At 68.0% G+C, this 20413-nt stretch carries 23 protein-coding genes; 12 read left to right on the top strand and 11 right to left on the bottom strand.

Annotated elements, in window-relative coordinates; all coding sequences use genetic code 11:
• Positions 1-40: 40 nt before the first annotated feature.
• The 7 genes from AB0F43_RS07970 (at position 41) to AB0F43_RS07940 (ending at position 6822) form a co-directional block, all read left to right on the top strand.
• The gene (locus tag AB0F43_RS07970; RefSeq protein ID WP_360472229.1) at positions 41-985 is read left to right on the top strand and encodes a sugar ABC transporter permease; all 945 of its coding nucleotides are present in this window, start codon (positions 41-43) and stop codon (positions 983-985) included.
• Positions 982-1863: a carbohydrate ABC transporter permease gene (locus tag AB0F43_RS07965; protein WP_360472226.1), complete on the top strand. Its 882-nt coding sequence runs from the start codon at positions 982-984 to the stop codon at positions 1861-1863. Before AB0F43_RS07970 ends, AB0F43_RS07965 begins: the two co-directional genes overlap by 4 nt.
• An 8-nt stretch (positions 1864-1871) precedes the next feature.
• The gene (locus AB0F43_RS07960) at positions 1872-3227 is read left to right on the top strand and encodes a sugar ABC transporter substrate-binding protein (protein WP_360472224.1); all 1356 of its coding nucleotides are present in this window, start codon (positions 1872-1874) and stop codon (positions 3225-3227) included.
• A gap of 174 nt (positions 3228-3401) precedes the next feature.
• Positions 3402-3896, top strand: coding sequence for a DUF1707 domain-containing protein (locus AB0F43_RS07955; RefSeq protein WP_360472222.1), 495 nt, complete (start codon positions 3402-3404; stop codon positions 3894-3896).
• On the top strand, positions 3893-4309 hold the full coding sequence (locus AB0F43_RS07950; protein WP_360472220.1) for a hypothetical protein: 417 nt from the start codon (positions 3893-3895) through the stop codon (positions 4307-4309). Before AB0F43_RS07955 ends, AB0F43_RS07950 begins: the two co-directional genes overlap by 4 nt.
• Complete coding sequence (locus AB0F43_RS07945) at positions 4302-5753, top strand: multicopper oxidase family protein (protein ID WP_360472217.1); 1452 nt, start codon at positions 4302-4304, stop codon at positions 5751-5753. The genes AB0F43_RS07950 and AB0F43_RS07945 overlap by 8 nt, the downstream gene beginning before the upstream one ends.
• Positions 5754-5838: 85 nt before the next feature.
• Positions 5839-6822 (top strand): phosphotransferase, encoded by a 984-nt coding sequence (locus tag AB0F43_RS07940; RefSeq protein ID WP_360472215.1) that lies wholly within the window; start codon positions 5839-5841, stop codon positions 6820-6822.
• Here the strand turns inward: AB0F43_RS07940 and AB0F43_RS07935 are convergent.
• The 6 genes from AB0F43_RS07935 to AB0F43_RS07910 are packed head-to-tail and all read right to left on the bottom strand — an operon-like array spanning position 6815 to position 11669.
• Positions 6815-7084, bottom strand: a complete 270-nt coding sequence (locus AB0F43_RS07935) for a hypothetical protein (protein ID WP_360472214.1) — start codon at positions 7082-7084, stop codon at positions 6815-6817. The two genes, AB0F43_RS07940 and AB0F43_RS07935, sit on opposite strands and share 8 nt — an antisense overlap.
• Before the next feature lie 42 nt (positions 7085-7126).
• A complete protein-coding gene (locus AB0F43_RS07930) occupies positions 7127-8224 on the bottom strand; it encodes a sulfite oxidase (protein ID WP_360472212.1) in 1098 nt (365 codons plus the stop codon).
• A gap of 42 nt (positions 8225-8266) precedes the next feature.
• Positions 8267-8875: a response regulator transcription factor gene (locus AB0F43_RS07925; protein ID WP_360472209.1), complete on the bottom strand. Its 609-nt coding sequence runs from the start codon at positions 8873-8875 to the stop codon at positions 8267-8269.
• Positions 8872-9999: a sensor histidine kinase gene (locus AB0F43_RS07920; RefSeq protein WP_360472207.1), complete on the bottom strand. Its 1128-nt coding sequence runs from the start codon at positions 9997-9999 to the stop codon at positions 8872-8874. Before AB0F43_RS07920 ends, AB0F43_RS07925 begins: the two co-directional genes overlap by 4 nt.
• 24 nt (positions 10000-10023) lie before the next feature.
• Positions 10024-10758 (bottom strand): ABC transporter permease, encoded by a 735-nt coding sequence (locus tag AB0F43_RS07915; protein WP_360472204.1) that lies wholly within the window; start codon positions 10756-10758, stop codon positions 10024-10026.
• Positions 10755-11669, bottom strand: a complete 915-nt coding sequence (locus AB0F43_RS07910; protein WP_360472201.1) for an ABC transporter ATP-binding protein — start codon at positions 11667-11669, stop codon at positions 10755-10757. The genes AB0F43_RS07915 and AB0F43_RS07910 overlap by 4 nt, the downstream gene beginning before the upstream one ends.
• Positions 11670-11780: 111 nt before the next feature.
• On the opposite strand from AB0F43_RS07910, the gene AB0F43_RS07905 reads away from it, so the two are divergent.
• Positions 11781-12557 (top strand): endonuclease/exonuclease/phosphatase family protein, encoded by a 777-nt coding sequence (locus tag AB0F43_RS07905; RefSeq protein ID WP_360472198.1) that lies wholly within the window; start codon positions 11781-11783, stop codon positions 12555-12557.
• 69 nt (positions 12558-12626) lie between these two features.
• Here the strand turns inward: AB0F43_RS07905 and AB0F43_RS07900 are convergent, their stop codons facing one another.
• Together AB0F43_RS07900 and AB0F43_RS07895 are read right to left on the bottom strand one after the other, a co-directional pair.
• Positions 12627-13088, bottom strand: coding sequence for an NUDIX domain-containing protein (locus AB0F43_RS07900; protein ID WP_360472195.1), 462 nt, complete (start codon positions 13086-13088; stop codon positions 12627-12629).
• 135 nt (positions 13089-13223) lie between these two features.
• Positions 13224-13892, bottom strand: a complete 669-nt coding sequence (locus AB0F43_RS07895) for a TetR/AcrR family transcriptional regulator (RefSeq protein WP_360472193.1) — start codon at positions 13890-13892, stop codon at positions 13224-13226.
• 70 nt (positions 13893-13962) lie between these two features.
• Here AB0F43_RS07895 and AB0F43_RS07890 point away from each other — a divergent pair, with 70 nt between their 5' ends.
• From AB0F43_RS07890 to AB0F43_RS07880, 3 genes are read left to right on the top strand one after another with little or no spacing between them, the layout of a single operon-like run.
• Positions 13963-15426, top strand: coding sequence for an NAD(P)/FAD-dependent oxidoreductase (locus tag AB0F43_RS07890; protein ID WP_360472190.1), 1464 nt, complete (start codon positions 13963-13965; stop codon positions 15424-15426).
• 59 nt (positions 15427-15485) lie between these two features.
• On the top strand, positions 15486-16838 hold the full coding sequence (locus AB0F43_RS07885) for a hypothetical protein (RefSeq protein ID WP_360472188.1): 1353 nt from the start codon (positions 15486-15488) through the stop codon (positions 16836-16838).
• Positions 16835-17062 carry a hypothetical protein gene (locus AB0F43_RS07880; RefSeq protein ID WP_360472185.1) on the top strand — a complete coding sequence of 76 codons (228 nt, stop codon included), beginning with the start codon at positions 16835-16837 and terminating at the stop codon, positions 17060-17062. Before AB0F43_RS07885 ends, AB0F43_RS07880 begins: the two co-directional genes overlap by 4 nt.
• A gap of 189 nt (positions 17063-17251) precedes the next feature.
• On the opposite strand, the gene AB0F43_RS07875 is transcribed toward AB0F43_RS07880, so the two are convergent.
• Both AB0F43_RS07875 and AB0F43_RS07870 read right to left on the bottom strand, forming a co-directional pair.
• Positions 17252-17467 carry a hypothetical protein gene (locus AB0F43_RS07875; protein WP_360472183.1) on the bottom strand — a complete coding sequence of 72 codons (216 nt, stop codon included), beginning with the start codon at positions 17465-17467 and terminating at the stop codon, positions 17252-17254.
• 358 nt (positions 17468-17825) lie between these two features.
• Positions 17826-18275, bottom strand: a complete 450-nt coding sequence (locus AB0F43_RS07870; RefSeq protein ID WP_360472180.1) for a hypothetical protein — start codon at positions 18273-18275, stop codon at positions 17826-17828.
• A gap of 99 nt (positions 18276-18374) precedes the next feature.
• Between AB0F43_RS07870 and AB0F43_RS07865 the strand changes: the two genes are divergently transcribed.
• Entirely contained in the window at positions 18375-19268 is an 894-nt protein-coding gene (locus AB0F43_RS07865; protein ID WP_360472177.1) for a phosphotransferase, read from the top strand.
• On the opposite strand, the gene AB0F43_RS07860 is transcribed toward AB0F43_RS07865, so the two are convergent.
• Positions 19201-20388: an MFS transporter gene (locus tag AB0F43_RS07860; protein WP_360472174.1), complete on the bottom strand. Its 1188-nt coding sequence runs from the start codon at positions 20386-20388 to the stop codon at positions 19201-19203. The two genes, AB0F43_RS07865 and AB0F43_RS07860, sit on opposite strands and share 68 nt — an antisense overlap.
• Positions 20389-20413 lie beyond the last annotated feature (25 nt).

The raw sequence follows: 20413 nt of genomic DNA, 5'->3' as shown, positions 1-20413 counted from the left end.
TCCAGGGACTAGGCGATCGCCGACCGAGGAGGAGATCCCCGTGACCGCGACCACCAACGCACCACCTAACAGCAGACGAAGTCACGGGGAGGCGGCGCCGCCGCCCACGAAGCGGCGAAGTCGTGGGGACCTGAAGGTCGCGATGATCTTCCTGGCCCCGGCCACTCTCGGCTTCGTCGTGTTCTACATCTGGCCGACGCTGCGCGGCGCCTACCTCAGCTTCACCGAGTACAGCCTGCTGGCCGCGCCCGACTTCAACGGGCTGGCCAACTACGAGCGGATGGTGCAGGACAGCTTCTTCTGGAACGCGCTGGTGGTCACGGTCGAGTACGTCGTGATCAACATCGGCGTCCAGACGGTCCTGGCGGTCGGTATCGCGATGCTGATGCACCGGCTGACCCAGTCGATCACGGTACGGGCCGTCGTCCTGCTGCCCTACCTGGTCGCGAACGTGGTGGTCGCGCTGGTCTGGTACTGGATGCTCGACTTCCAGGTCGGCATCGTGAACCAGGGCCTCACCTGGATCGGGATCGACCCGGTCGCCTTCTTCGGCGAGTCGCAGTGGGCGATCCCGACCATCGCCGGGATCAACGTCTGGCGGCACATGGGCTACACGGCGCTGCTGGTGTTCGCCGGGCTGCAGATGATTCCGAAGTACGTCTACGAAGCCGCCGAGGTGGACGGTTCGACCGAGTGGCGGACGTTCTGGCGGATCACGCTGCCGCTGCTGCGGCCGGTCCTGGTGATGGTCCTGGTGGTCACCATGATCGGGTCGTTCCAGATCTTCGACACTGTCGCGGTGACGACCCAGGGCGGACCGATCAACGCCACCCGGGTCATCTACTACTACATCTACGAGCGGGCCTTCACCCGGTTCGACTTCGGTTACGCCTCGGCGATGGCGATGGTGTTGTTCGCCATCCTCGCGCTGGTCTCGCTGCTGCAGCTGCGGCTGCTCCGGGCGAAGGAGAGTGACCTGGCATGAGGAAGCAGATGAACGTAGGCCGGGTCGTCGCGTGGGCCTGCCTGATCGTGCTGATGCTGGCCACGCTCTTCCCGTTCTACTGGATGTTGCGTACGGCGCTGTCCGACAACACCCAGCTCGCCGGCCATCCGAACTCGTTGCTCCCGGTCGAGACCACCCTCGGTGCGTTCAAGCGGGTGCTCGGGCTGTCCACCATCGAGGAGGCCCAGGCGCAGGGTGGTTCCGGCGCCTCGGTCAACTTCTGGCTGTACCTGCGCAACTCGTTGATCGTGGCAACGGTCACCACACTCTGCCAGGTGTTCTTCAGCGCGATGGCGGCGTACGCGTTCGCCCGGCTGCGCTGGCCCGGCCGGGACAAGGTGTTCGCGCTGTTCCTGGCCGCGCTGATGGTGCCGCCGATCTTCACCACGCTGCCGAACTTCGCGCTGATCAAGAGCCTCGGACTGCTGAACAGCTTCGCCGGCATCATCCTGCCGGGCGCGTTCATGACACCGTTCGCGATCTTCTTCCTCCGCCAGTTCTTCCTCGGCATCAGCCGGGAGCTGGAGGAGGCGGCGATGATCGACGGCGCCGGCCACCGGAAGATCTTCTTCGGCCTGATCATCCCGATGAGCGCCGCGCCGATCGCCACGCTGGCCATCCTGACCTACATCAACTCCTGGAACGACTACTTCTGGCCGCTGCTGGTCGGGCAGCAGGACAACGTCCGGGTGCTGACGGTCGCGCTCGGCGTCTTCCGCTCGCAGACCCCGCAGGGCGGACCGGACTGGGCCGGGCTGATGGCCGCCGCCCTGATCGCGGCGCTGCCGATGATCCTGCTGTTCCTGGCGTTCGCCAAGCGGATCACCAACTCCATCGGCTTCTCCGGGATCAAGTGAGGTTTGCGATGAATCTTTCGAGACGAACATTGCTGAAGGCCGGCCTGGCCGGACTCGCCGCCCCCGCCGTGGCCGGCTGCAACAACGGCGCCGCGGCCCGGGGCGCGGGCGAAGTCATCTACTGGCTGTGGGACTCCGCCCAGCTGCCGATGTACACCGAGTGCGCGAAGGTGTTCCACGAGCAGAACCCGCAGTACAGCGTGCGGATCGAGCAGTACGGCTGGAACGACTACTGGAACAAGCTGGTGACCGGCTTCATCTCCGACACCGCGCCGGACGTGTTCACCTCGCACTCGGCGAAGTACCCGCTGTTCGCGGACAAGGGCCAAGTGCTGTCGATCGACGACTATGTTGCCCAGGACAAGGTCGACCTGAGCATCTACCAGAAGGGTCTGGCGGACCGCTGGATCGGGGCCGACGGCAAGCGGTACGGGTTGCCGAAGGACTGGGACACCGAGGTCTACTTCTACAACAGCGCCCTCACCGAGGCGGCCGGGATCAGCGCCGAGCAGCTCAACTCGATGACCTGGAACCCGCAGGACGGCGGTACCTTCGAGCAGATCGTCCGGCGCCTGACGGTCGACGCCAAGGGGCGCCGCGGCGACCAGCCGGGGTTCGACAAGAACAACGTGAAGGTCTACGGACTCGGGTACGCCGATGCCGGCGGTGGCGACGGCCAGACCAGCTGGAGCTGGTACGCCGCGATCAACGGGTGGAAGTACTCCGAGGGTGAGCCGTGGGGGACGAAGTTCTTCTACGGTGACCCGAAGTTCACCGACACGATCGGGTGGTGGCGTGGCCTGATCACCAAGGGGTACATGCCGTCGTACGCGCAGGCCAAGTCCGGCGTGGACGTGACCACCTCCTTCGGTGCGGGGAAGTACGCGATCACCCCGAACGGGTCCTGGATGCTCGCGACGTACGCCGGGCTGAAGCAGGTGAAGACCAAGCTGGCCCGGCTGCCGATCGGGCCGATCGGGAAGCGGATGTCGATGATGAACGGGCTCGCGGACACCATCTGGGCGGGAACGACCCGGCGGGAGGCGTCCTGGGCGTGGGTGAAGTTCCTCGGCTCGAAGACCGCGCAGGACATCGTCGCGAAGGCGGGGGTGGTGTTCCCGGCGGTGGCGGCGAGCATGCCCGCGGCCAAGGCGTCGTTCGCATCGAAGGGCTGGGACGTCACGCCGTTCCTGGAACCGGTCGAGGCGGGTGACGTGTTCCCGTTCCCGGCCAACCCGAACGCGGCGGACGTGACCGCGGTGATGACACCGGCGATGGACGCGGTGATGTCCTTCGAGGCCGAACCGAGCTCGCTCGCGGAGGCCAACGACGAGGTGAACAAGATTCTCTCGGCGAACGCCTGAGGGTTTTCCCGGGTCTCGCCTACGCCCGGGGGAGTACGTCGTACTGCGTCCGAGGGCGCAGTGTGCTCCTCCGGGGGTAGGTGAGGTGTCGCCGCTGAGGCGACGCGGGGACGGGGGTCCGGACGACAACCTTGGTGCAGTCGAAGGAACTGCGAGCACCGAGGAGTGTCAGGGATGAACGACGAGAAGCCGGGCGGACCGATCCGCATCGGCGACAAGGAACGCGAGGACGCGGTCAAGCGTCTGGGCGAGCACTACGAAGCCGGCCGGCTCACCGCCGAGGAGCACACCGAGCGCATCGGCCGCGCACTGGAAGCCAAGACCGACGCAGACCTGGCCGCGCTGTTCACTGACCTGCCGGGCGGACACCGGACCGGTGCCGAGACCGGCGAGGCCTGGGGCGGGCCGTGGGGCTGGACCAAGCCGCCGTGGACCGCACCTGAGAACGCCGCGCACAGCGGTGGGCCTGGTCCGGGGCGTCCGCCTTGGGCGGCGCGAGGTCCGTTGGGGAAGATCCCGTTCCCGCTGCTCATCGCGCTGGCCGCGATCGCGCTGATCGCGTCGATCGGCTGCGTGGCCGGCGCCGGTCATCCGCCGATCCTCCCGCTGCTGCTGATCGTGGCCGCGGTCGTCATCGTCCGCAAGCGGCGGCAGGAGCGTCGGGCATGAGGACGGTCTACCGGGTCGTCGCGCTGGGTATCGCGATCGCCGTCGTACTCCAGGTGGCGTCGATCGCACTCGCCGGGTTCACCGTGTCGAAGGACGCCGGTGACGGGGCCGTCATCGGGGCGGACTACAGCAACTTCGGCCAGAGCTACCACAGCATCGCCGGCACGGCGATCGGCCTGCTCGCGCTGATCTTGCTGATCGTGTCCTTCCTGACCGATGTCCCGCGCGGCCGGTCACTGGCCGGCATCGTCGTCGGCCTGGTCGCCCTGCAGTTCGCCCTCGCGGTGGTGTCGTTCGGCATCCCGGCGCTGGGCGTCCTGCACGGCATCAACGGCTTGGCCATCGCGGGTGTCGCGGGCGCGGCGGCTCGTCGCTCGACCGAGCTCTCAGCGCAGCCGGCAGTCAATGTCTGATCAGAAGCGGCGGCTGCGTGGGCGGTTGATCGCACTGGGGGTGACCCTGGCGGTGCTGGCACCGCTGGGGTACCTCTGGGCGACCAGCCTCGTGCCCAGTGACTACTCGGCCGCGGACATGGGGTACGTCGACTACGGCGGCGGCCCGGCGGGAGGACACGAGCACCACCACGGTGGGACGAGCGTCGCCGATCTCACCGGGCCGAAGACCGGTACGCCGGATCTCGACGTCACGTTGACCGCGCGGAAGAAGAAGTACCAGCTGGCCAGCGGTGAGACCATCGACGGCTACACGCTCAACGGGACGTCCCCCGGCCCGCTCATCCGGGCGAAGCTCGGCGATCTGGTCCAGGTGACCTTGGTGAACGAGAACGTTCCCGACGGAGCCACACTGCACTGGCACGGCATCGACGTACCGAACGCCGAGGACGGGGTGGCCGGGGTGACGCAGGACGCCGTACCGATCGGTGGGAAACACGTCTACCGCTTCACGGCCGACCGGGCGGGGACGTATTGGTACCACTCGCATCAGGTGTCCAGCGAGGAGGTGAAGGGCGGTCTGTTCGGCACGATCGTGGTCGCACCCGAGCAACCTGGTGAGGTCATCGCCGCGATCCACACGTACGACGGCAAGCGGACGATCAACGGCAGGACGGGTACCCAGCAGGTGGATCTGGCCGCCGGTACGACGGCCCGCGTGCGAGTGATCAACACCGACAACGCGATCCTGCGGGTCGGGCTGATCGGTACGCCGTACCAGGTGGTCGCGGTCGACGGGCGTGAGGTGAACCGGCCGACTCCGGTGACCGCGGCTTTCCCGTTGGCGGCCGGGGCTCGGGTCGATCTGGAGGCTGTCGTGCCTGCCGGCGGGATGCGGTTGGTGGCCGGCTCAGCGGCGTTGTCGCTGGGGATCGGGCCGGGGGCTTCGCCCACTGCCGAGCTTCCGGCGGAGACGGTGGACCTACTGACCTACGGCACTGCGGCTCCACTGAGCTTCGACCCGGCGAAGGCAGACCGGAACTTCGAGTACCGGATCGGCCGGCGGCCCGGGTTCCTCGATGGTGTGCCGGGGTTGTGGTGGACGATCAACGGGCACAAGTTCCCCGACGTACCGATGTACATGGTTGCCGAGGGCGACGTCGTCCGGATGACGATCTCCAACACCAGCGGGCAGGCGCACCCCATGCATCTGCACGGTCACCACGCGATCGTGCTGTCGCGCAACGGTGTCGCGGCGACCGGTTCACCGTGGTGGGTGGACACGCTCGAGGTCGGCAACGACGAGACGTACGAGATCGCCTTCCTCGCCGACAACCCCGGTCTGTGGATGGACCACTGCCACAACCTCCCGCACGCCTCGGAAGGCCTGATGACCCACCTCATGTACGACGGTGTCAGTACGCCGTACCGCATCGGCGGCCCGTCCCACAACGAGCCGGAGTAGCCGTCAGGACTTCACTGAACAGGTCAAGGAGACCATGGATGAAAATTCCGGTGCATCGATGAACTGCGAGCCCTAGATTCGTGGGGTGACCGCGGACGACGACGTACTCTCTACCCTTTCGCATCTCGGCGCGCCGATCGGACCGATGATCCGCGTCCACGGCGGGTTCGCCAACCGGATGTACCGGCTCGACACCGACCAGGGGTCGTTCGCGGTGAAGGAGTTGAACCTCGTCGACCGCCGCTGGACCTACCACGTCGAGGACGTGTTCAGGTTCGAGCGGGCGGCCTTCGCTGCCGGCATTCCGATGCCAGAGCCGATCTCGGCCAGCCACCACACGCTCGTCCACCGGTGGGTCGAGGGAGAGAAGGTGCCCGAAGCGCCGGTGCCGGCGGCGTACGCGTTCGAGATCGGTGAGATCCTCGCGCGTATCCACGCGCTCGACGTCGAGTGGACCCACGTGTCGATCGAGGAGCCGACGTCTTGGGACTGGCCCGAGCTCGCCGAGCGGGCGGCGGCGACCGGACAGCCGTGGGCCGACGAGCTCGCCTCCCACGTCGAGACGTTCCTCGCGATTGCCCACTTCGTCGACACCTGCGAACGGCCAGGCCCCGTCGTGCTGACCCACAGGGACATCCAACCGTGGAACCTGCTCGCTCGAGATGGTCGGCCGGTGGTGCTCGACTGGGAGCTCTCGGGGATGCTCGACCTGGCCGGCGAGCTCGGCTCGACCGCGCTGAGCCTCGCGAAGGGACCTGGCTTCGACAACATCGAGCCCGCCATCTTCAGCTCGGTCCTCGACGGCTACGTCGCAGGGGGCGGAGCGCTGCCGCCGTCGGGTCCAAGCTGGTTCGTGTTCATGATCGGCGGCTGGCTGGGGTTCACGAGGTGGAACATCCTCCGCTGCCTCGCCGGTGTCGGGGCGAGCACCGGCCCTGACCTCGCGCTGTCGCACGAGTCCGTGCGCAACGGCGTGCGCGGCCTTCCCGACCTGTTTGGCCGACTTCCGGAGCTCGAGGCGCTGCTCGTGCGACAGCGACCCGGGGCACGAAAGAGTTCAGTCAACTAGCCGCTTGGTCGACGAGCCGCGTGGTGTGAGCCAGGTGCAGCGCCGCGATCCGTGCGCAGGCGGCGTCGATCGCGGCGCGCTGGGAGTGGTAGGAACCACACCACAAGGGGTTGTCCGGCTGTGGGTCGAGTCCGTCGTCGACGTCGGCGTACCACTCGCCCGCCGTCCGAAAGACCCGCGCATGCAAGTGCACCTCAGTGCCCAACTCGTTCACCGCACACTCCTGGAGTGAGACCGTGTACGTCTCCAGGATGTAACCCACGGCCGGCGGATCAGGCCAACGACACGCGGGTCAGGCACACCCTCAGGTGACCAGGACGGTGATTCGCTGGGCGGTGTTGTTGGCGAAGCCGCCGCGGTTCCACTCGGCCTCGACCGGTTGCTCGCGGCCGCTGGCGTCGACGGCGCGGACGGTGATGACGTGCTCGCCGGGGGTGGCGTCCCAGTCGTACGCGAAGGACCGCCAGGCGAGCTCGTCGTTGCCGGCGGCATCCAGTTTGGCCGGCTGCCAGCTGACGCCGGCGTCGACGCTGATCTCGACCCGCTCGACCGGAGCCCAGCCGGACCAGGCCCGGCCCTGCAACGTAACGGTGCCGGCGGCAACGAAACGGTGGCGGCTCATGAAATCCGGGAAGCCGGGCGGGATGAGCAGTGCGCGCGGCTGGATCCGGGTGACCGGCTCACCGGGCTCGTTCGCGTCCTTGCGGATCCGGTACGCGACCGCGTTCTGGTAGCCGTCGAACTCGTGGTCGATCAGCTCGATCGACCGCAACCACTTCACACTCGCCATCCCGTACCACCCGGGTACGACGAGGCGCAGCGGGTAACCGTGTTGCGGCGGCAACGGCTGACCATTCATCTCCCACGCAACGATCGCACCGGAGTCGATCGCCTCGGTCACCGACAAGCCGCGTTGGTAGTCCTGCTCGACACCGCGCTCGACCCCGTGGTCCGCGCCGGTGAACACGACGTCCACCGCGTCATCCCGGATCCCGGCTGCCCGCAACAGGTCGGACAGCAGCACACCGGTCCATTCCGCCGTACCGACCGCTTCGTTCAACCACGGCTGGCTGATCGGCCGCGGCTGCAACGCGGCCCGTCCGTTGCCCGCGCACTCCAACGTGACTCGCACGGTACGGCGGCCCATCGCGCGCAACTCGGTCAGCCCGAACGACAACGGTTGCTCGACGCATCCGTCGATCGTGAGCGACCACGTCGCCGCGTTCGTCGCCGGTATGTCGTAGTGCACCAGGACGTAGTGCAGCCCCGGCGGTGTCACGTCGTACCGCAGGCCTTCCAGCGGCATGCCGTGATTCCGCGCCGCCAGCTGCAGCTCGTCGCCGGTGATTCCCTCACCGGTGTCCGCCAACCGCCCGCGCACGCTGAACTGCTCGATCGACATGTGATTCCTCCCCTTGTCCCAACCCTAAGCTGGGGAGAACCTTCAGAGCCAGCCGTTGTCGACCGCGATCCGGGCGGCTTCGGCCCGGGTGCGGGCGCCGGTCTTCCCGATCGCGGCGGAGAGATGGTTGCGGACGGTCCCCTCGGAGAGGTGGAGCTCCTTGGCGATGTCGGCGACGGTGCCACCTTCCAGCGCAGCCCGCAGTACGTCGGACTCGCGGGCGGTGAGCGGACTCGTGCCCGCGACCAGCGTCTCCGCGGCCAGTGACGGGTCGACCACCCGGAGTCCTTGGTGCACCCGCCGTACGGCGTCGGCCAACTGGGCCGCGGGTGTGTCCTTGACGACGAAACCGGCCGCACCCGCCTCCATCGCCCGGCGCAGGTACCCGGGCCGGCCGAAGGTGGTCACCATCAGGATCCGGACCCGGGGTACGGCGCCCCGCAGCGCGGCGGCCGCCTCGATCCCGTCCAGGCCCGGCATCTCGACATCGAGGAGAGCGACATCGGGCATGGTCGTCCGCGCGGCCGCGACCACCTCGTCACCACGGCCGACCTCGGACACCACCTCGAGGTCAGGCTCGAGGTCCAGCAGCGCGGCCAACGCACCGCGAACCAGCGCCTGATCGTCCGCGATCAGCAATCGGATGCTCACGGGCCCACTCTGACAGCCAGGCGGAATCCGCCTCCAGGTGCCTGGCCGATCTGCACACTCGCGCCGGCCTGGCCCGCGCGCTCCCGCAGTCCCACCAGCCCATGACCGGACGCCCCGCCGCCGGGAGTCGGTCCTTTCCCGTCGTCCAGTACTTCGATCTCCGCAGCGCCGATCCGGATGGTGCATCGCTTGGCGCCCGAATGCCGTACGACGTTCGTCACGCCTTCACGCACCACCCAGGCGAACAGCTCACGGTGCCCCTCCGGCACCTCGTCCACCGTGGTCGGCAGGTCGGCCTTGATGTCCGCGGCCGTCAACGCGGCCCGGGCGGACACCAGCTCGCCGGCGAGACTCAGCTCGCGATACCCCGCCACGGCTGCCCGGACGTCCGCCAGCGCCGCCCGAGCCAGACTCTCCACGTCGGCGACCTCCGCGGTGGCCCGCTCGGGGTCGGCCGCGATCAGGCGACCGGCCAGCTCGGCCTTGACGGTGATGACGGTCAGCGAGTGGCCGAGGATGTCGTGCAGGTCCCGGGCGAACCGGTTCCGCTCTTCCTGGACGGCCAGCTCGGCCATGTCCTCCCGGGTCTTGGCGAGTTCCACACTGCGCTGGATCGCCCGCCGGATCGCGAGCACGGCGAGCGCACCGAGAAAGATCGCGAAGCCATAGCTGTTGTCGGTCGTCCAGCCAGGCACCACCCGCATCGACAGTTCCACGCCGCCGAGGAGCAGCAGGACGACGACGATCCCGGCCCGCAGGTCGAGCGCCATCATCGAGGCCGCCGCGATGTAGACGCAGCAGGTCAGCGCCTTCTGGCCGGCGGACGGGATCAGCGCGAGGGTCAGCACCAGCATCGCGGCCAGGTAGCCGGCCCGCTGCCACAGCGCCGCCCCGCTGGCGAGCCCGACCCGGCCGATCCACCTGAAGAAGCCGAGATACGAGAGCGCGAAGAGGAAGAGCGTGACGAGACCGAAGACCCGGGTGGCGCCGTGCTGGTCGAGGATCGTGTTCAACGGGTTGGTCAGGTAGAACAGCCAGACCCCCGTGGCCAGCCAACCCCAACGGCCTGGCCGGGTGTTGTCACGCTCGGCCAGGCTCTCGATCAGAGTTGGAGTCCTCGTCACGTCCCTCACGCTAATGCACGGGTCTCAGGCGCGGGCGGTATCAGCGCGGAACCTGCGCAGGCCGATGACGCCGAGTACCACGGTCCACCCGAGCACCACGAGCAGCGCGTGCGTGTCCAGACCGCTCTGCGTCAGCGCACTGCGGGACGTCTGGCCCGTCCAGTACGCCGGGGTCAGTTGCGCAATGTGCCTCATCAGCGACGGCATCTGGTCCACGGGCAACCACAGTCCGCCGAAGGCCGCGATCAGCATGGTGGCGAGTCCGGTGATCGGCTGCACGCTGTCCGGCTTGGCGACGTACCCGATGACCAGGCCGAGAGCGGCGAACGGCAGGGCGCCGAGCCAGGACACCAGTGCGACGGTGGCCCACTGGCCGGCGTCCAAGTGCACGTGGCCGAAGATCATCCCGGACAGGAACACCACGATCAACGGGGGCAGCGCCAGCAACAGCGAGAGGATCACCTTGCTGGCGACGTACGCCTGTGGTTTGAGGGGGGTGAGTCGCAGCGTGCGGTTCCAGCCGCCGTCGCGCTCGGCCGCGATGACGCCGCCACTGCTCATCGCCGCGGACATCGAACCGAACATCGCCATGCTCACCATCACGTAGGCGACCGCGGACAGCCCACCCTCGCTGGCCCCCTCGGGCAGCGTCACGCCGAAGATGACGAACAGCACCAGCGGCATCAGGATCGAGAAGATCAGCACCCGCCGGTTCCGCAGGGTGCGGCGGATATCAAAGATCAGATAGTCGCGGTTCATGCCAGGGTCTCCCGTTCTGCGGTGACCTGGCCGGCGCCGATCGCCAGGACGGCGTCCTCGAGATCGGCCGAGGTCACTTCGATGTCGTGGGCTCGCGTGTTGGCGAGCAGGTAGCGCAAGGTGTCGTCGGAGTCGGCGCACTGCAGCAGGACCACGTCGCCGCGCGTCTCGACGTTGCGTACGCCGGGCAGTGACGCGAGGGTCGCGAGATCGGCCTCGGGTACGGTCGCGCGGATCCGTCGACCGGACACGCTCGCCTTGATCTGTGCGGCGGTGCCGTCGGCAACGATCGTGCCGTTGCGCATCAGCACGACGCGATCGGCGTACGCGTCCGCCTCTTCCAGGTAGTGGGTGGCGAACAGCACGGTCCGGCCGCGCGCGGTCTCGGCGTGCATCGACGCCCAGAAGTCGCGCCGGGACTCGACGTCCATCCCGGTGGTCGGCTCGTCCAGCACGATCAGGTCGGGCTGCGGGATGATCGCCATCGCGAACCGCACCCGCTGCTTCTGCCCACCGGACAGCCCCTTCAGCTTCCGGTCGACCAGGTCGCCGATCCCGGCCCGGTCGAGCGCCTCGCCGACCGGCATCGGGTCCTTGTGCAGCCCGGCCACCAGGTTGACCAGTTCGCCGACCTTGGCGTCCTCGATGATTCCGCCGCTCTGCAGCATCACCCCGACCTGGCCCTGCGCAATCGCATCCACCGGCGTGCCGCCGTACACCTGGACGCTGCCCTGATCCGGCCGGACCAGGCCGAGCAGCATCTCGATCGTCGTCGACTTGCCGGCCCCGTTCGGACCCAGCAACGCCACCACCTCACCGGTCCGGATACTCAGATCCACCCCGGCGACCGCCTGCACCGCCCCGTATGTCTTGGTCACGCCCGTCAGGCTGACCGCAGTCTGTGTCGTCATACCAAGAAGGTTCTCCGGGTACGGCGTCGTGCCCCTGGATCGAGCGTCACGACGTACCCGTGACATCCGTCAGCTGCGATTCTCAGGGTTGGGTCGGGGAACCGCGAGGGTATGGGCGAGTTGCGGATGATGACGTGGAACGCCTGGTGGCGGTTCGGTCCGGTGTGGGTCGCGCGGCATGAGCTGATCGCGCAGACGCTGCGCTCGGTGGAGCCGGATGTCGTTGCCTTACAGGAAGTTTGGGGGACTGGGGCAACGGATCAGGTGGCGGCGCTGGCGGCGGAGCTGGGCTTGCATGGCGCGTACGCCGGTCCGTCGTACCCGCCGGCGACGGATGTGCCGCGGGATCCGCGCGACGCTCGGGTCGAGGTTGGGATCGGGTTGCTGAGCCGATGGGAGATCGTCGGCTGGCGCGTGGTTCCGATGCCTGCCCGGCATCGTCTGTTTGATCCGGTGGCTGTTGTCGCGACGGTTGCGCATCCGGACGCGCCGCTGCATGTGGTGGTGGCGTGTCTGGAGTACGACCCGGCGTACAACGACGATCGGCTGGCGCAGGCCGGTCTGCTGGCTTCGCTGGCCACGGATCCGGCCCTGGACGGGCCCCTGCCGGTCGTGGTCGCGGGCGATCTGAACGCGCCGCCGGGAAGTCCCTTGCTGCGGCCGTTGTCCGACCTGTTGACCGATGCGTGGGTGGGTGACCCGACCGAGACGACCGCGCCTGCAGAGGCTGGGCCCGAGTTGGTGGGGGAGCGGATCGACCACGTGTTCTTCCGGCCGGGGATGTTCAACCGGCCGGTCACTGCGACTGAGAGTTGGACGGTGGGTGACGCGGTCGAGGGCATCACGCCATCCGACCATCGCGCGGTGGTCTGCACACTGGAGTTTTGAAGCCACCATCTCGGCGCCGTTGACTTCCCGCCCGCGGAGCCACCCAGAGAATGCGCTGCTCGGCTGCCCTCAGACGTCTACGAGCGCGAGGAGACGGGCTCCGATCTCGATCGGGTAGATGCGATGCGCTGCAAGCGTGTGCACATCGGCCCAGATCAGTTCGAAGCTGTTGTTGGGGGAGTTGGCGGTGGCTTCATCGCCGGAGAGGGTCGCCGTACCTTGGACGTTCGTCATCAGGAAGTAGTGGGCCGTCCGTCCGTTGTGCGAGCCGGTCCAGAGCAGTCGATCGACCTCGGCCGAGAGAGTTGTCTCTTCATCGAGCTCGCGCAGAGCAGCCTCCTCCGCGGTCTCACCCGGCTCGACATGCCCGCCGGGCAGCACCGCGTAGCGGTGGCCTCCGCAGTCGGCTCCGCGCCAGCCGCCGGCCGCACACATCACGCAGTCAACGGCCCGGCTCAGTCGCAGGTACCGCTTGATGACAAGCACTCTCCCGGCATCGAGTACGACTGCGACCGCCCGCGGAATCGACATGGCCCACAGCATGCCTCCAACCATCGACACTTTCCCGCCACCTGGTGCGCGGCCTGCATTGGGTCGACCGCCCCGTCCCTCGGTTCGCGTGCTCGTCGATCAAGGCCCCAAGCCAGCTGGGTGTGGGAGGACTGGTCAGGGGTTGCGGAGGGTGTGGAGGCCTTGCCAGAGGAGGTCTTGGAGGGTTCGGGCTACTTTTGCTGGGGAGGGTGGGGCGGGGATGCGGCTGCGCCAGATGGCGAGGCGTTCGGTGGCGCCGGAGATGCTCTGGGCGATGATCTGGATCTCGTCCTCGTCGACGGTCCGGCCTGGTGCGAGGTTCATCCGGACCATGGCGGTGATCAGTTCGATGAAGGCGGCGCGGACCTCGTCGGTGGCCGCGGCGGCGGGACCGGCGGCCGGGCTCATGCCCAGCATGCCTTCGTCGATCAGCACCGACCACGCTTGCGGGTGATCGTCGAGGAACTCGAACCACGCGACGAAACCGGCGTACAGCGCGTCCTCCGCATCCGGTGCGGCCAGCACGGCGTCTGACACGGTGTCGAGCAACTGGATCCGGAGCCGGGCCAGGCAGGCGAGGAACAGCCCGTCCTTGGAGCCGTAGTACTGATAGATCAGCGGCTTCGACACCCCGACCTCAGCGGCCACGTCGTCCATTGAGGTCCTCTGATACCCGCGCTCCCCGAAGATCCGCTCAGCGGCCTCCAGAATCTCCCGTTCCCGAGCAGCCCGATTCCGCCGCCGCTTCACCGTCGTGGTCTCCGGGGATGGTGTCGGGCTTGGCTTGTGCGTGGTGGAGGTCACTTGCGGAGTCTAACTGACTTTGAGTAACTTACTCGGAGTAAGTTCTTCTCGGCAGGCTGGAGGGCACCCGATGGCGCAGAAGAGCAGGCATCACCGGATCGTCGTGGTCGGCACCGGATTTGCCGGGATCGGGATGGCTGTCCGGCTCAAACAGGCCGGGTACGACGACTTCGTCGTACTGGAGCGGGCGCAGGACGTCGGCGGGACCTGGCGGGACAACACCTACCCGGGCTGCCGGTGTGACGTGCCCTCGCACCTGTACTCGTTCTCCTTCGCGCCCAACCCCGAGTGGTCGTCGACGTTCTCGCCGCAACCCGAGATCGAGGAGTATCTGCGCAACGTCACCGACCGGTTCGGTATCCGCCCGCACATCCGCTTCGGTCATGCCGTCGAGGCGGCGTACTGGGAGGACGGCCAGTGGCGGATCCGCACCAGTCAGGGCGAATTCAGCGCGCAGTTGCTGCTGTCGGGGATGGGTCCACTCGCCGAGCCGTCGTACCCGACGTTGCAAGGGATCGAGTCATTCGAGGGTGAGGTCTTCCACTCCGCGCAGTGGAATCACGACCTCGACCTCAGCGGCCGCAAGGTGGCGGTGATCGGGACCGGCGCCTCGGCGATCCAGTTCGTGCCGGCGATCCAGCCCGAGGTCGAGGAACTGCACCTGTTCCAGCGCACGCCGCCGTGGGTGATGCCGCGGCCGGACCGCAGGATCACCGAGATCGAGAAGGCCGTCTTCCGCCGGTTTCCGCTGATCCAGAAGGCGTTCCGGGCCGGCATCTACTGCGGTCGCGAGTCGATGGTGCTCGGGTTCGCCAAGCTGCCGGCGATCATGAAGCAGGTGCAGAAGGTTGCCGAGAAGCATCTCGAGCGGCAGATCCGCGACCCGCTGCTGCGAGCGAAGCTGACGCCGGACTTCACCCTCGGGTGCAAGCGCGTGCTGATCTCCGACGACTACTACCCGGCGATCGCACAGCCCAATGTCGATGTGATCATTGATCGGATCGCGGAGGTGACGCCGACCGGCATCGTCACCGCGGACGGCGTGAAGCACGAGGTCGACACGATCATCTACGGCACCGGCTTCCGGGTCACCGACCTGCCGGTGATGGACATGGTCCACGGCCGCGACGGCGTCTCGCTGCGCGAGGCCTGGTCCGACGGAATGGCGGCTCACCTCGGTACGGCGGTCTCCGGCTTCCCGAACTTCTTCATGCTGATCGGCCCGAACACCGGGCTCGGGCACAGCTCGATGGTGTTCATGATCGAGTCGCAGATCGCCTACATCCTGGATGCACTGAAGACGATGGACGCCGAAGGGCTGCGTGAGGTCGACGTCCGGCCGGAGGTCCAGCGGGCGTTCGTGGACGGTGTCCGGTCGTCGATGCGCGACACGGTCTGGGCCCGCGGCGGCTGCACGAGCTGGTACCTGGACTCGGAGGGCCGCAACACCACCATCTGGCCGTCGTTCACGTTCCAGTTCCGCCGGCTGACCAGGCGTTTCGACGCGACCGAGTATCAGACCCTCGCTATGTGACATCGACCGTGTTACATTCGATCGGTCAGATAGCCGGCTGATCGGAGGCGGGTGCCGTGGTGGAACTGCTGATTCCGCTGCACGGGATCGGCGGCCGCGGTGATCTGCCGGTGCCGCTGTGGCTGGCGGTCTACTCCGCCGGAGCTGCCGTGGCCGTCTCGTTCTTCGCGCTCGCGGCGTTCTGGTCGCGGCCGAGGTTCGAGGGTACCGCCGGTAAGTCGCTCGGGTTGCTGACGCGGATTGCCGACAATCGAGTGACCAGATTCCTGCTCAAACTGGCCGGGCTTTCGGCGCTCGCGCTGATACTCGGGGCGGCCTGGTTCGGCAGCAGTTCCCCGGCGCTCAACCCGGCGCCGACCTGGCTGTACGTGTGGATCTGGGTCGGCATCATCCCGCTCTCGCTCGTCTGCGGCCCGATCTGGCGGCTCGCGAACCCCTTGCGCACGATCGCCGACGTCGTCCGCCGCGCGTCGTACTGGAAGCTGCCCGATGGAGTCGAGCGCCGGGCGTCGTACCGGGAGCTTCCCGAGAGGATCGCCTACTGGCCGGCGGTTGCTGGGCTGGCCGGGTTTCTTTGCCTCGAGCTCGCGTATCCGGATGGCTCCGAACCGCTGGTCGTCGCCATCTTCGTCACCGGGTACGCCGTGGTGAATGTTGCCGCAGGCATCGTCTATGGACCGGCCTGGTTCCGGATCGGCGACAGCTTCGAGGTGTACGGCGAAGTGCTTGCGCGACTGAGTCCGCTCGGGCGCGGCCCCGACGGCCGACTGGTGCTGCGGAACCCGCTGGCAGGACTGGCCACGATGCCGCAGGAGCCGGGCCTCGTCGGGCTGCTGTGTTTGTTGCTCGGGTCAACGGCCTTCGATGGCATCTCGCGCTGGTCGGCCTGGACGCAGTTGACGGGCGAACTCGGCCGGACGCAACACATCGTCGTACACACTCTGGGTTTGATCACATCCGTGGCGGTCGTGTCAGTGCTCTTCGTGCTGGCTGCGCGGACGTCCGGCGCGGCGCGAGTGCGGCCCGGAGTCGTCGCGCGGGCCGGGTTGCCGGGAGCGTTCGTGCATTCGCTGGTGCCGATCGCCATTGGATATGCGGTGGCCCACTACTTCTCGCTCGCGATGTTCCAGGGGCAGGAGGGTGTGTTGCTTGCGACCGATCCGTTCGGCCGGGGGTGGGACCTGCTCGGGACCAGCGGCGCGCGGATCGACTACACGTTCCTGGGCACCGGGGTGATCGCGGGGGTCCAGATCGGCGCGATCGTGCTCGGACACGTGCTCGGGGTCGTGTCCGCGCACGATCGCGCTGCCGAACTGTTCCGCCGCCGGCAGTTGCGGCGGGCGCAGTACCCGATGCTCGCCGCGATGGTCGCGTTCACCGCCGGCGGGATCGCGTTGGTGACGGCATCATGATCGCCGTGCACCTGGGCGGAATCCCCGAGACCGCGATGGTGCTCGGCCCGATCCTGCTGATCCTCGCCTTCCTCCGCATCGCCCGCCGCAACGAGGCGACCCTGCCCGACGACGAGTACGACGAGTACGACGAGTACGACGACTGGGACGCCGACCTAGGCGACCTTCCCGCCCACCCGAACCGCCCCGACCACGCGCGCGACCTGGGCGACGTACGCCGGTGACGGCGACCTGGAGGAGCTGATCCGCCCGCTGACCGAGGAAAGCATGGGCACGCTGGTGGTCTCGGCAGCCGTCGACGGCCACCCCAGGACGGCTGAGGGGAGTGGTGCGGGAGGGCCGTGGGGCGGTGGGGAGCGCGAGGGGGGACCGGTCGCGGCGCGGGGGTGCTGCTGAGCGGGGAGAGGTGTGGGTTAGGCGGCGGTAGGGGTGTATTGCTGGCTTAGGCGGGTGGGGCGGGTGGTGGTGAATTTGGCTAACTGGGCGCAGCCGGCGGTTAGGGCTTCGTAGAGGGTGGGCCATTGGTCGACGCACCAGTAGGGGTCGTCGGGCTGGCGGTCGTGGTCGTCGTCGATGTCGGCGCACCAGCCGCCGGTGAAGGTGCGGTGGACGTGCAGTCTGAGCTTCATGGTCGTGCGGTTTCTCGGGGAGGGGACTGGCGTCAGAACGGCAAGGGCCGGCCGGACGGGGTGCGGAGGTCGAGGGTCCTCGTGGTGCGCCGCGTACGCAGTGGTCTGCGGCGGAGCTGGATCTGTCGGCTCATCGTTCTGGTCCTGCCTGTGCGGGAGGCGCTTTCGGCCTGTGGTTGGTTAGAACAACATCCCAAGCCCAGAGTTCGCGCACATGCGGAAAATTACCGATATCGGTACCTACGCAGCCCTTAGCCGCCGGTCGGGGGTGTCTGAGGGTCAGGCGAGGGTCGGGTGTCCACTAAAGCGTGAAGTGCCACCGTAAGCGTCGGGGTGGCTACTGATCGCGTGAGAGTGGTTACTGTTCGAAGGTGCCGGTGACCTGGACGGGGGCGTCGGTGTGGTGCCAGCCGGTGGTGTGGGCGACGGCTTCGAGGATCAGGGGTACGTCGGACCGGTCGAGATTCTGCAGCTCCTTGCCAAGTGCCACGGCGTGGGTGCGGCCGTCGGCGAGGGCGCAGGCGAGGCGGAGCATGCTTCCGGCTGCTGGTGGTGCGTCGGTGTCCTTGGCGGTGTCGGCGACCGCGGCCCAGTCGATGGTGGCGATGGAGCAGATGGTGCCGTCAGGGCTCCAGCCCTCGTCGTCGGCGGTGATGCAGCTCGCTCTGAAGTCGGCCCGCTCCAGCCAGTAGCGGTGGGCGATCAGCAGTTCGACGCCGGCCTCGACGTTCTCCATCCCCGCCGCCCAGCACCGCAACATCGGCCCCAACTGCTGCGGCGTCAGTGTCGAGATATCCAGTTCCGCCATCGGAAGAGGTCCTTCCTGCCCTCCGAACTCGGAACCCCCAGTTCCTCCGCCACGCTCCCTGTACCCGAAGGCATGCGGGCCACAAGAGAGGATGGGCCGGTGGACGAACTGTTGAACGCCTGGGGTGTCCGTGCGCGCGATGTCCGGCCGGTGGCGGAGGGAACGAACAACGCGGGCTACTACATCGGCGACGAGTTCGTACTGCGGATCCATCGCAACACGACGGCGCCCGACTACGAGCACGCCGTACTGCGGGCGCTCGGCGGACTGTCCTTCGGCGTACCGGTGCCACTGCCGGCTGAGGATGGCTCGACCGTCGTACGGCGCGAGCTTGATGGTGAGGTGGTCACGGCCAGTCTGAGTCGGCTCATCCCGGGTGAGCATCCACGGCGCGGGGACGTCGTACGGGCTGAGGCTTGTGGTGCGGCGTTGGCGGAGCTGGACGAGGCCCTGGCCCGACTCGACCGGCGGGCGCTGCCCCCGCGAAACGAGTGGGATCGCGACCTGACCAAAGTGCATCGGCGGGTGCCCTACCTCGGCGAGCTGCTCGCGATCCTCGACAAGGCGGAGCAGGTGGCCCGGATCTTCGCCGTCGTTCAGAGGGTGCGCGAGCTTCCCCGGAGCATCATCCACGCCGACTTCGGCCCGACCAACGTGCTGATGGACGGCGCGCGCGTCACCGCCATCCTCGACTTCGAGGCCGTCGGCCCTGGGTATCGCGCGATGGACCTCGCCATCGGTCTGTGGTCCTTCGGTCAGTACGACGAGGCCGCGGCCGACGCCTTCCGGCGTGGGTACGTCGCGCGGCTGCCGCTGACCGAGGCCGAGCTGAACGACGTACCCGATCTGCAATTGTTGCGTGAGGCATCGAGTTTGGTGCACTGGTACGGGCGTCACCTCGACGGCCTCACCACCGCGGCCGACATCAACGCCCGGGCCGATCGCCTGCTGCGACTGGAGCACGAACTACGAACGGCCGCGAGACAACCGTGATCGCGAGCGAGATCGCGGCCAGGACCGTGATCGTCACCGCGGTCGTGACGTACTGCGCGAGTCCACCGGCGATCGCGGCGCCGATGCCCTGCCACGTCATCCGCCCGGCCGACTCGACGCCCTGGACCTGACCGCGGATCCCGTCGGGCGTCAGCTCGACCAACCGCTCCTGCAGCGGCAGCGTGGCTGCGTACCCGGCGCTGGCGACGAACACGGCCGCGACGGTCACGACGATCGGCGGCTGTATGGCGAACACCAGGTACGGCGCTGCGAGCAGCAGGCGAAGCCCAAACGCGCTGCGGCGACGCTGATCGGCCGTGAGAAGTCGCCCGACGGCCAGGTCGCCGAGCAGCATGCCCGCCGATCCCGCCGCAAGCAGGATGCCGGCCTGCCCGGGGGCATAGGAGACGAAAAGCGCGACGCAGCCGACGATCAGCCCGTTCGGGACCCAGAGGTTGAGCAGCAGCGCGCGCCGGCCCGGCATCGAGAAGAGGACGACGTTCGTCAACCAGGTCTGTCGTAGTCCGGGGCGAGGGGTCAACCGGATCGAATGCTCGCGGACGGTCGCGGCTACCACGACCAGCCCGATCGCGGTCAGCGCCGTGGCGACCACGAAAACTCCGGTCGGGCTCAGCACGCGCAGGAGTACGGCGCCGACGGCGTACCCGAGGATCGCCATACCGCCCGAGGTGATGTTCATCAGGGAACGCGCCAGGGCGTAGGAGGCGGTCGGGATGATCTCGGCGAGCAGGCCCATCCGCGTGCCGGTGCCGAGGGACTGGAAGAAGCCCACGACGAGCAGCAGCAAGAACCGGATCGGCAACGGCAGTCCGGGCACCGCCTGCGCGGCGACGCCGAGCAGTGAGACGCCTTGCAGTACGACGAGGGTCCGGCGCGGATGGCGGCCGTCGGCGACCGACATCAGGGTGAGTGCGCCGAGCACGGTCGCGAACGTTGCGCCGTACATGCTGATGGCGGTCAGGAACGGCGATCGGGTCTGATCGTTGATCAGAGTGGCGAGCGCGAAGCCTGACAGGGTGCTGGCGGCGACCAGGAGGGTGAAGCTGACGTAGAGGCCGGCGAACTCGCGATGGCTGAGCAATGAGCGGTAAGAAGGCATGAAAAAAGCCTCCGAACGCGCGGGC

Origin of the sequence: Kribbella sp. NPDC023972, assembly GCF_040639075.1 — a bacterium.
Taxonomy (GTDB): Bacteria; Actinomycetota; Actinomycetes; order Propionibacteriales; family Kribbellaceae; genus Kribbella.
This window is presented reverse-complemented; position numbering and strand designations above follow the sequence as displayed.

Excerpts from the sequence above, each read along its gene's own strand:
- AB0F43_RS07875 (WP_360472183.1), bottom strand. The coding sequence starts at position 17,467 with ATGAAGCTCAGACTGCACGTCCACCGCACCTTCACCGGCGGCTGGTGC.
- AB0F43_RS07950 (WP_360472220.1), top strand. The coding sequence starts at position 3,893 with ATGAGGACGGTCTACCGGGTCGTCGCGCTGGGTATCGCGATCGCCGTC.
- AB0F43_RS07905 (WP_360472198.1), top strand. The coding sequence starts at position 11,781 with ATGGGCGAGTTGCGGATGATGACGTGGAACGCCTGGTGGCGGTTCGGT.
- AB0F43_RS07910 (WP_360472201.1), bottom strand. The coding sequence starts at position 11,669 with ATGACGACACAGACTGCGGTCAGCCTGACGGGCGTGACCAAGACATAC.
- AB0F43_RS07960 (WP_360472224.1), top strand. The coding sequence starts at position 1,872 with ATGAATCTTTCGAGACGAACATTGCTGAAGGCCGGCCTGGCCGGACTC.
- AB0F43_RS07900 (WP_360472195.1), bottom strand. The coding sequence starts at position 13,088 with ATGTCGATTCCGCGGGCGGTCGCAGTCGTACTCGATGCCGGGAGAGTG.
- AB0F43_RS07965 (WP_360472226.1), top strand. The coding sequence starts at position 982 with ATGAGGAAGCAGATGAACGTAGGCCGGGTCGTCGCGTGGGCCTGCCTG.
- AB0F43_RS07945 (WP_360472217.1), top strand. The coding sequence starts at position 4,302 with ATGTCTGATCAGAAGCGGCGGCTGCGTGGGCGGTTGATCGCACTGGGG.
- AB0F43_RS07955 (WP_360472222.1), top strand. The coding sequence starts at position 3,402 with ATGAACGACGAGAAGCCGGGCGGACCGATCCGCATCGGCGACAAGGAA.
- AB0F43_RS07890 (WP_360472190.1), top strand. The coding sequence starts at position 13,963 with ATGGCGCAGAAGAGCAGGCATCACCGGATCGTCGTGGTCGGCACCGGA.
- AB0F43_RS07915 (WP_360472204.1), bottom strand. The coding sequence starts at position 10,758 with ATGAACCGCGACTATCTGATCTTTGATATCCGCCGCACCCTGCGGAAC.
- AB0F43_RS07930 (WP_360472212.1), bottom strand. The coding sequence starts at position 8,224 with ATGTCGATCGAGCAGTTCAGCGTGCGCGGGCGGTTGGCGGACACCGGT.
- AB0F43_RS07870 (WP_360472180.1), bottom strand. The coding sequence starts at position 18,275 with ATGGCGGAACTGGATATCTCGACACTGACGCCGCAGCAGTTGGGGCCG.
- AB0F43_RS07860 (WP_360472174.1), bottom strand. The coding sequence starts at position 20,388 with ATGCCTTCTTACCGCTCATTGCTCAGCCATCGCGAGTTCGCCGGCCTC.
- AB0F43_RS07880 (WP_360472185.1), top strand. The coding sequence starts at position 16,835 with ATGATCGCCGTGCACCTGGGCGGAATCCCCGAGACCGCGATGGTGCTC.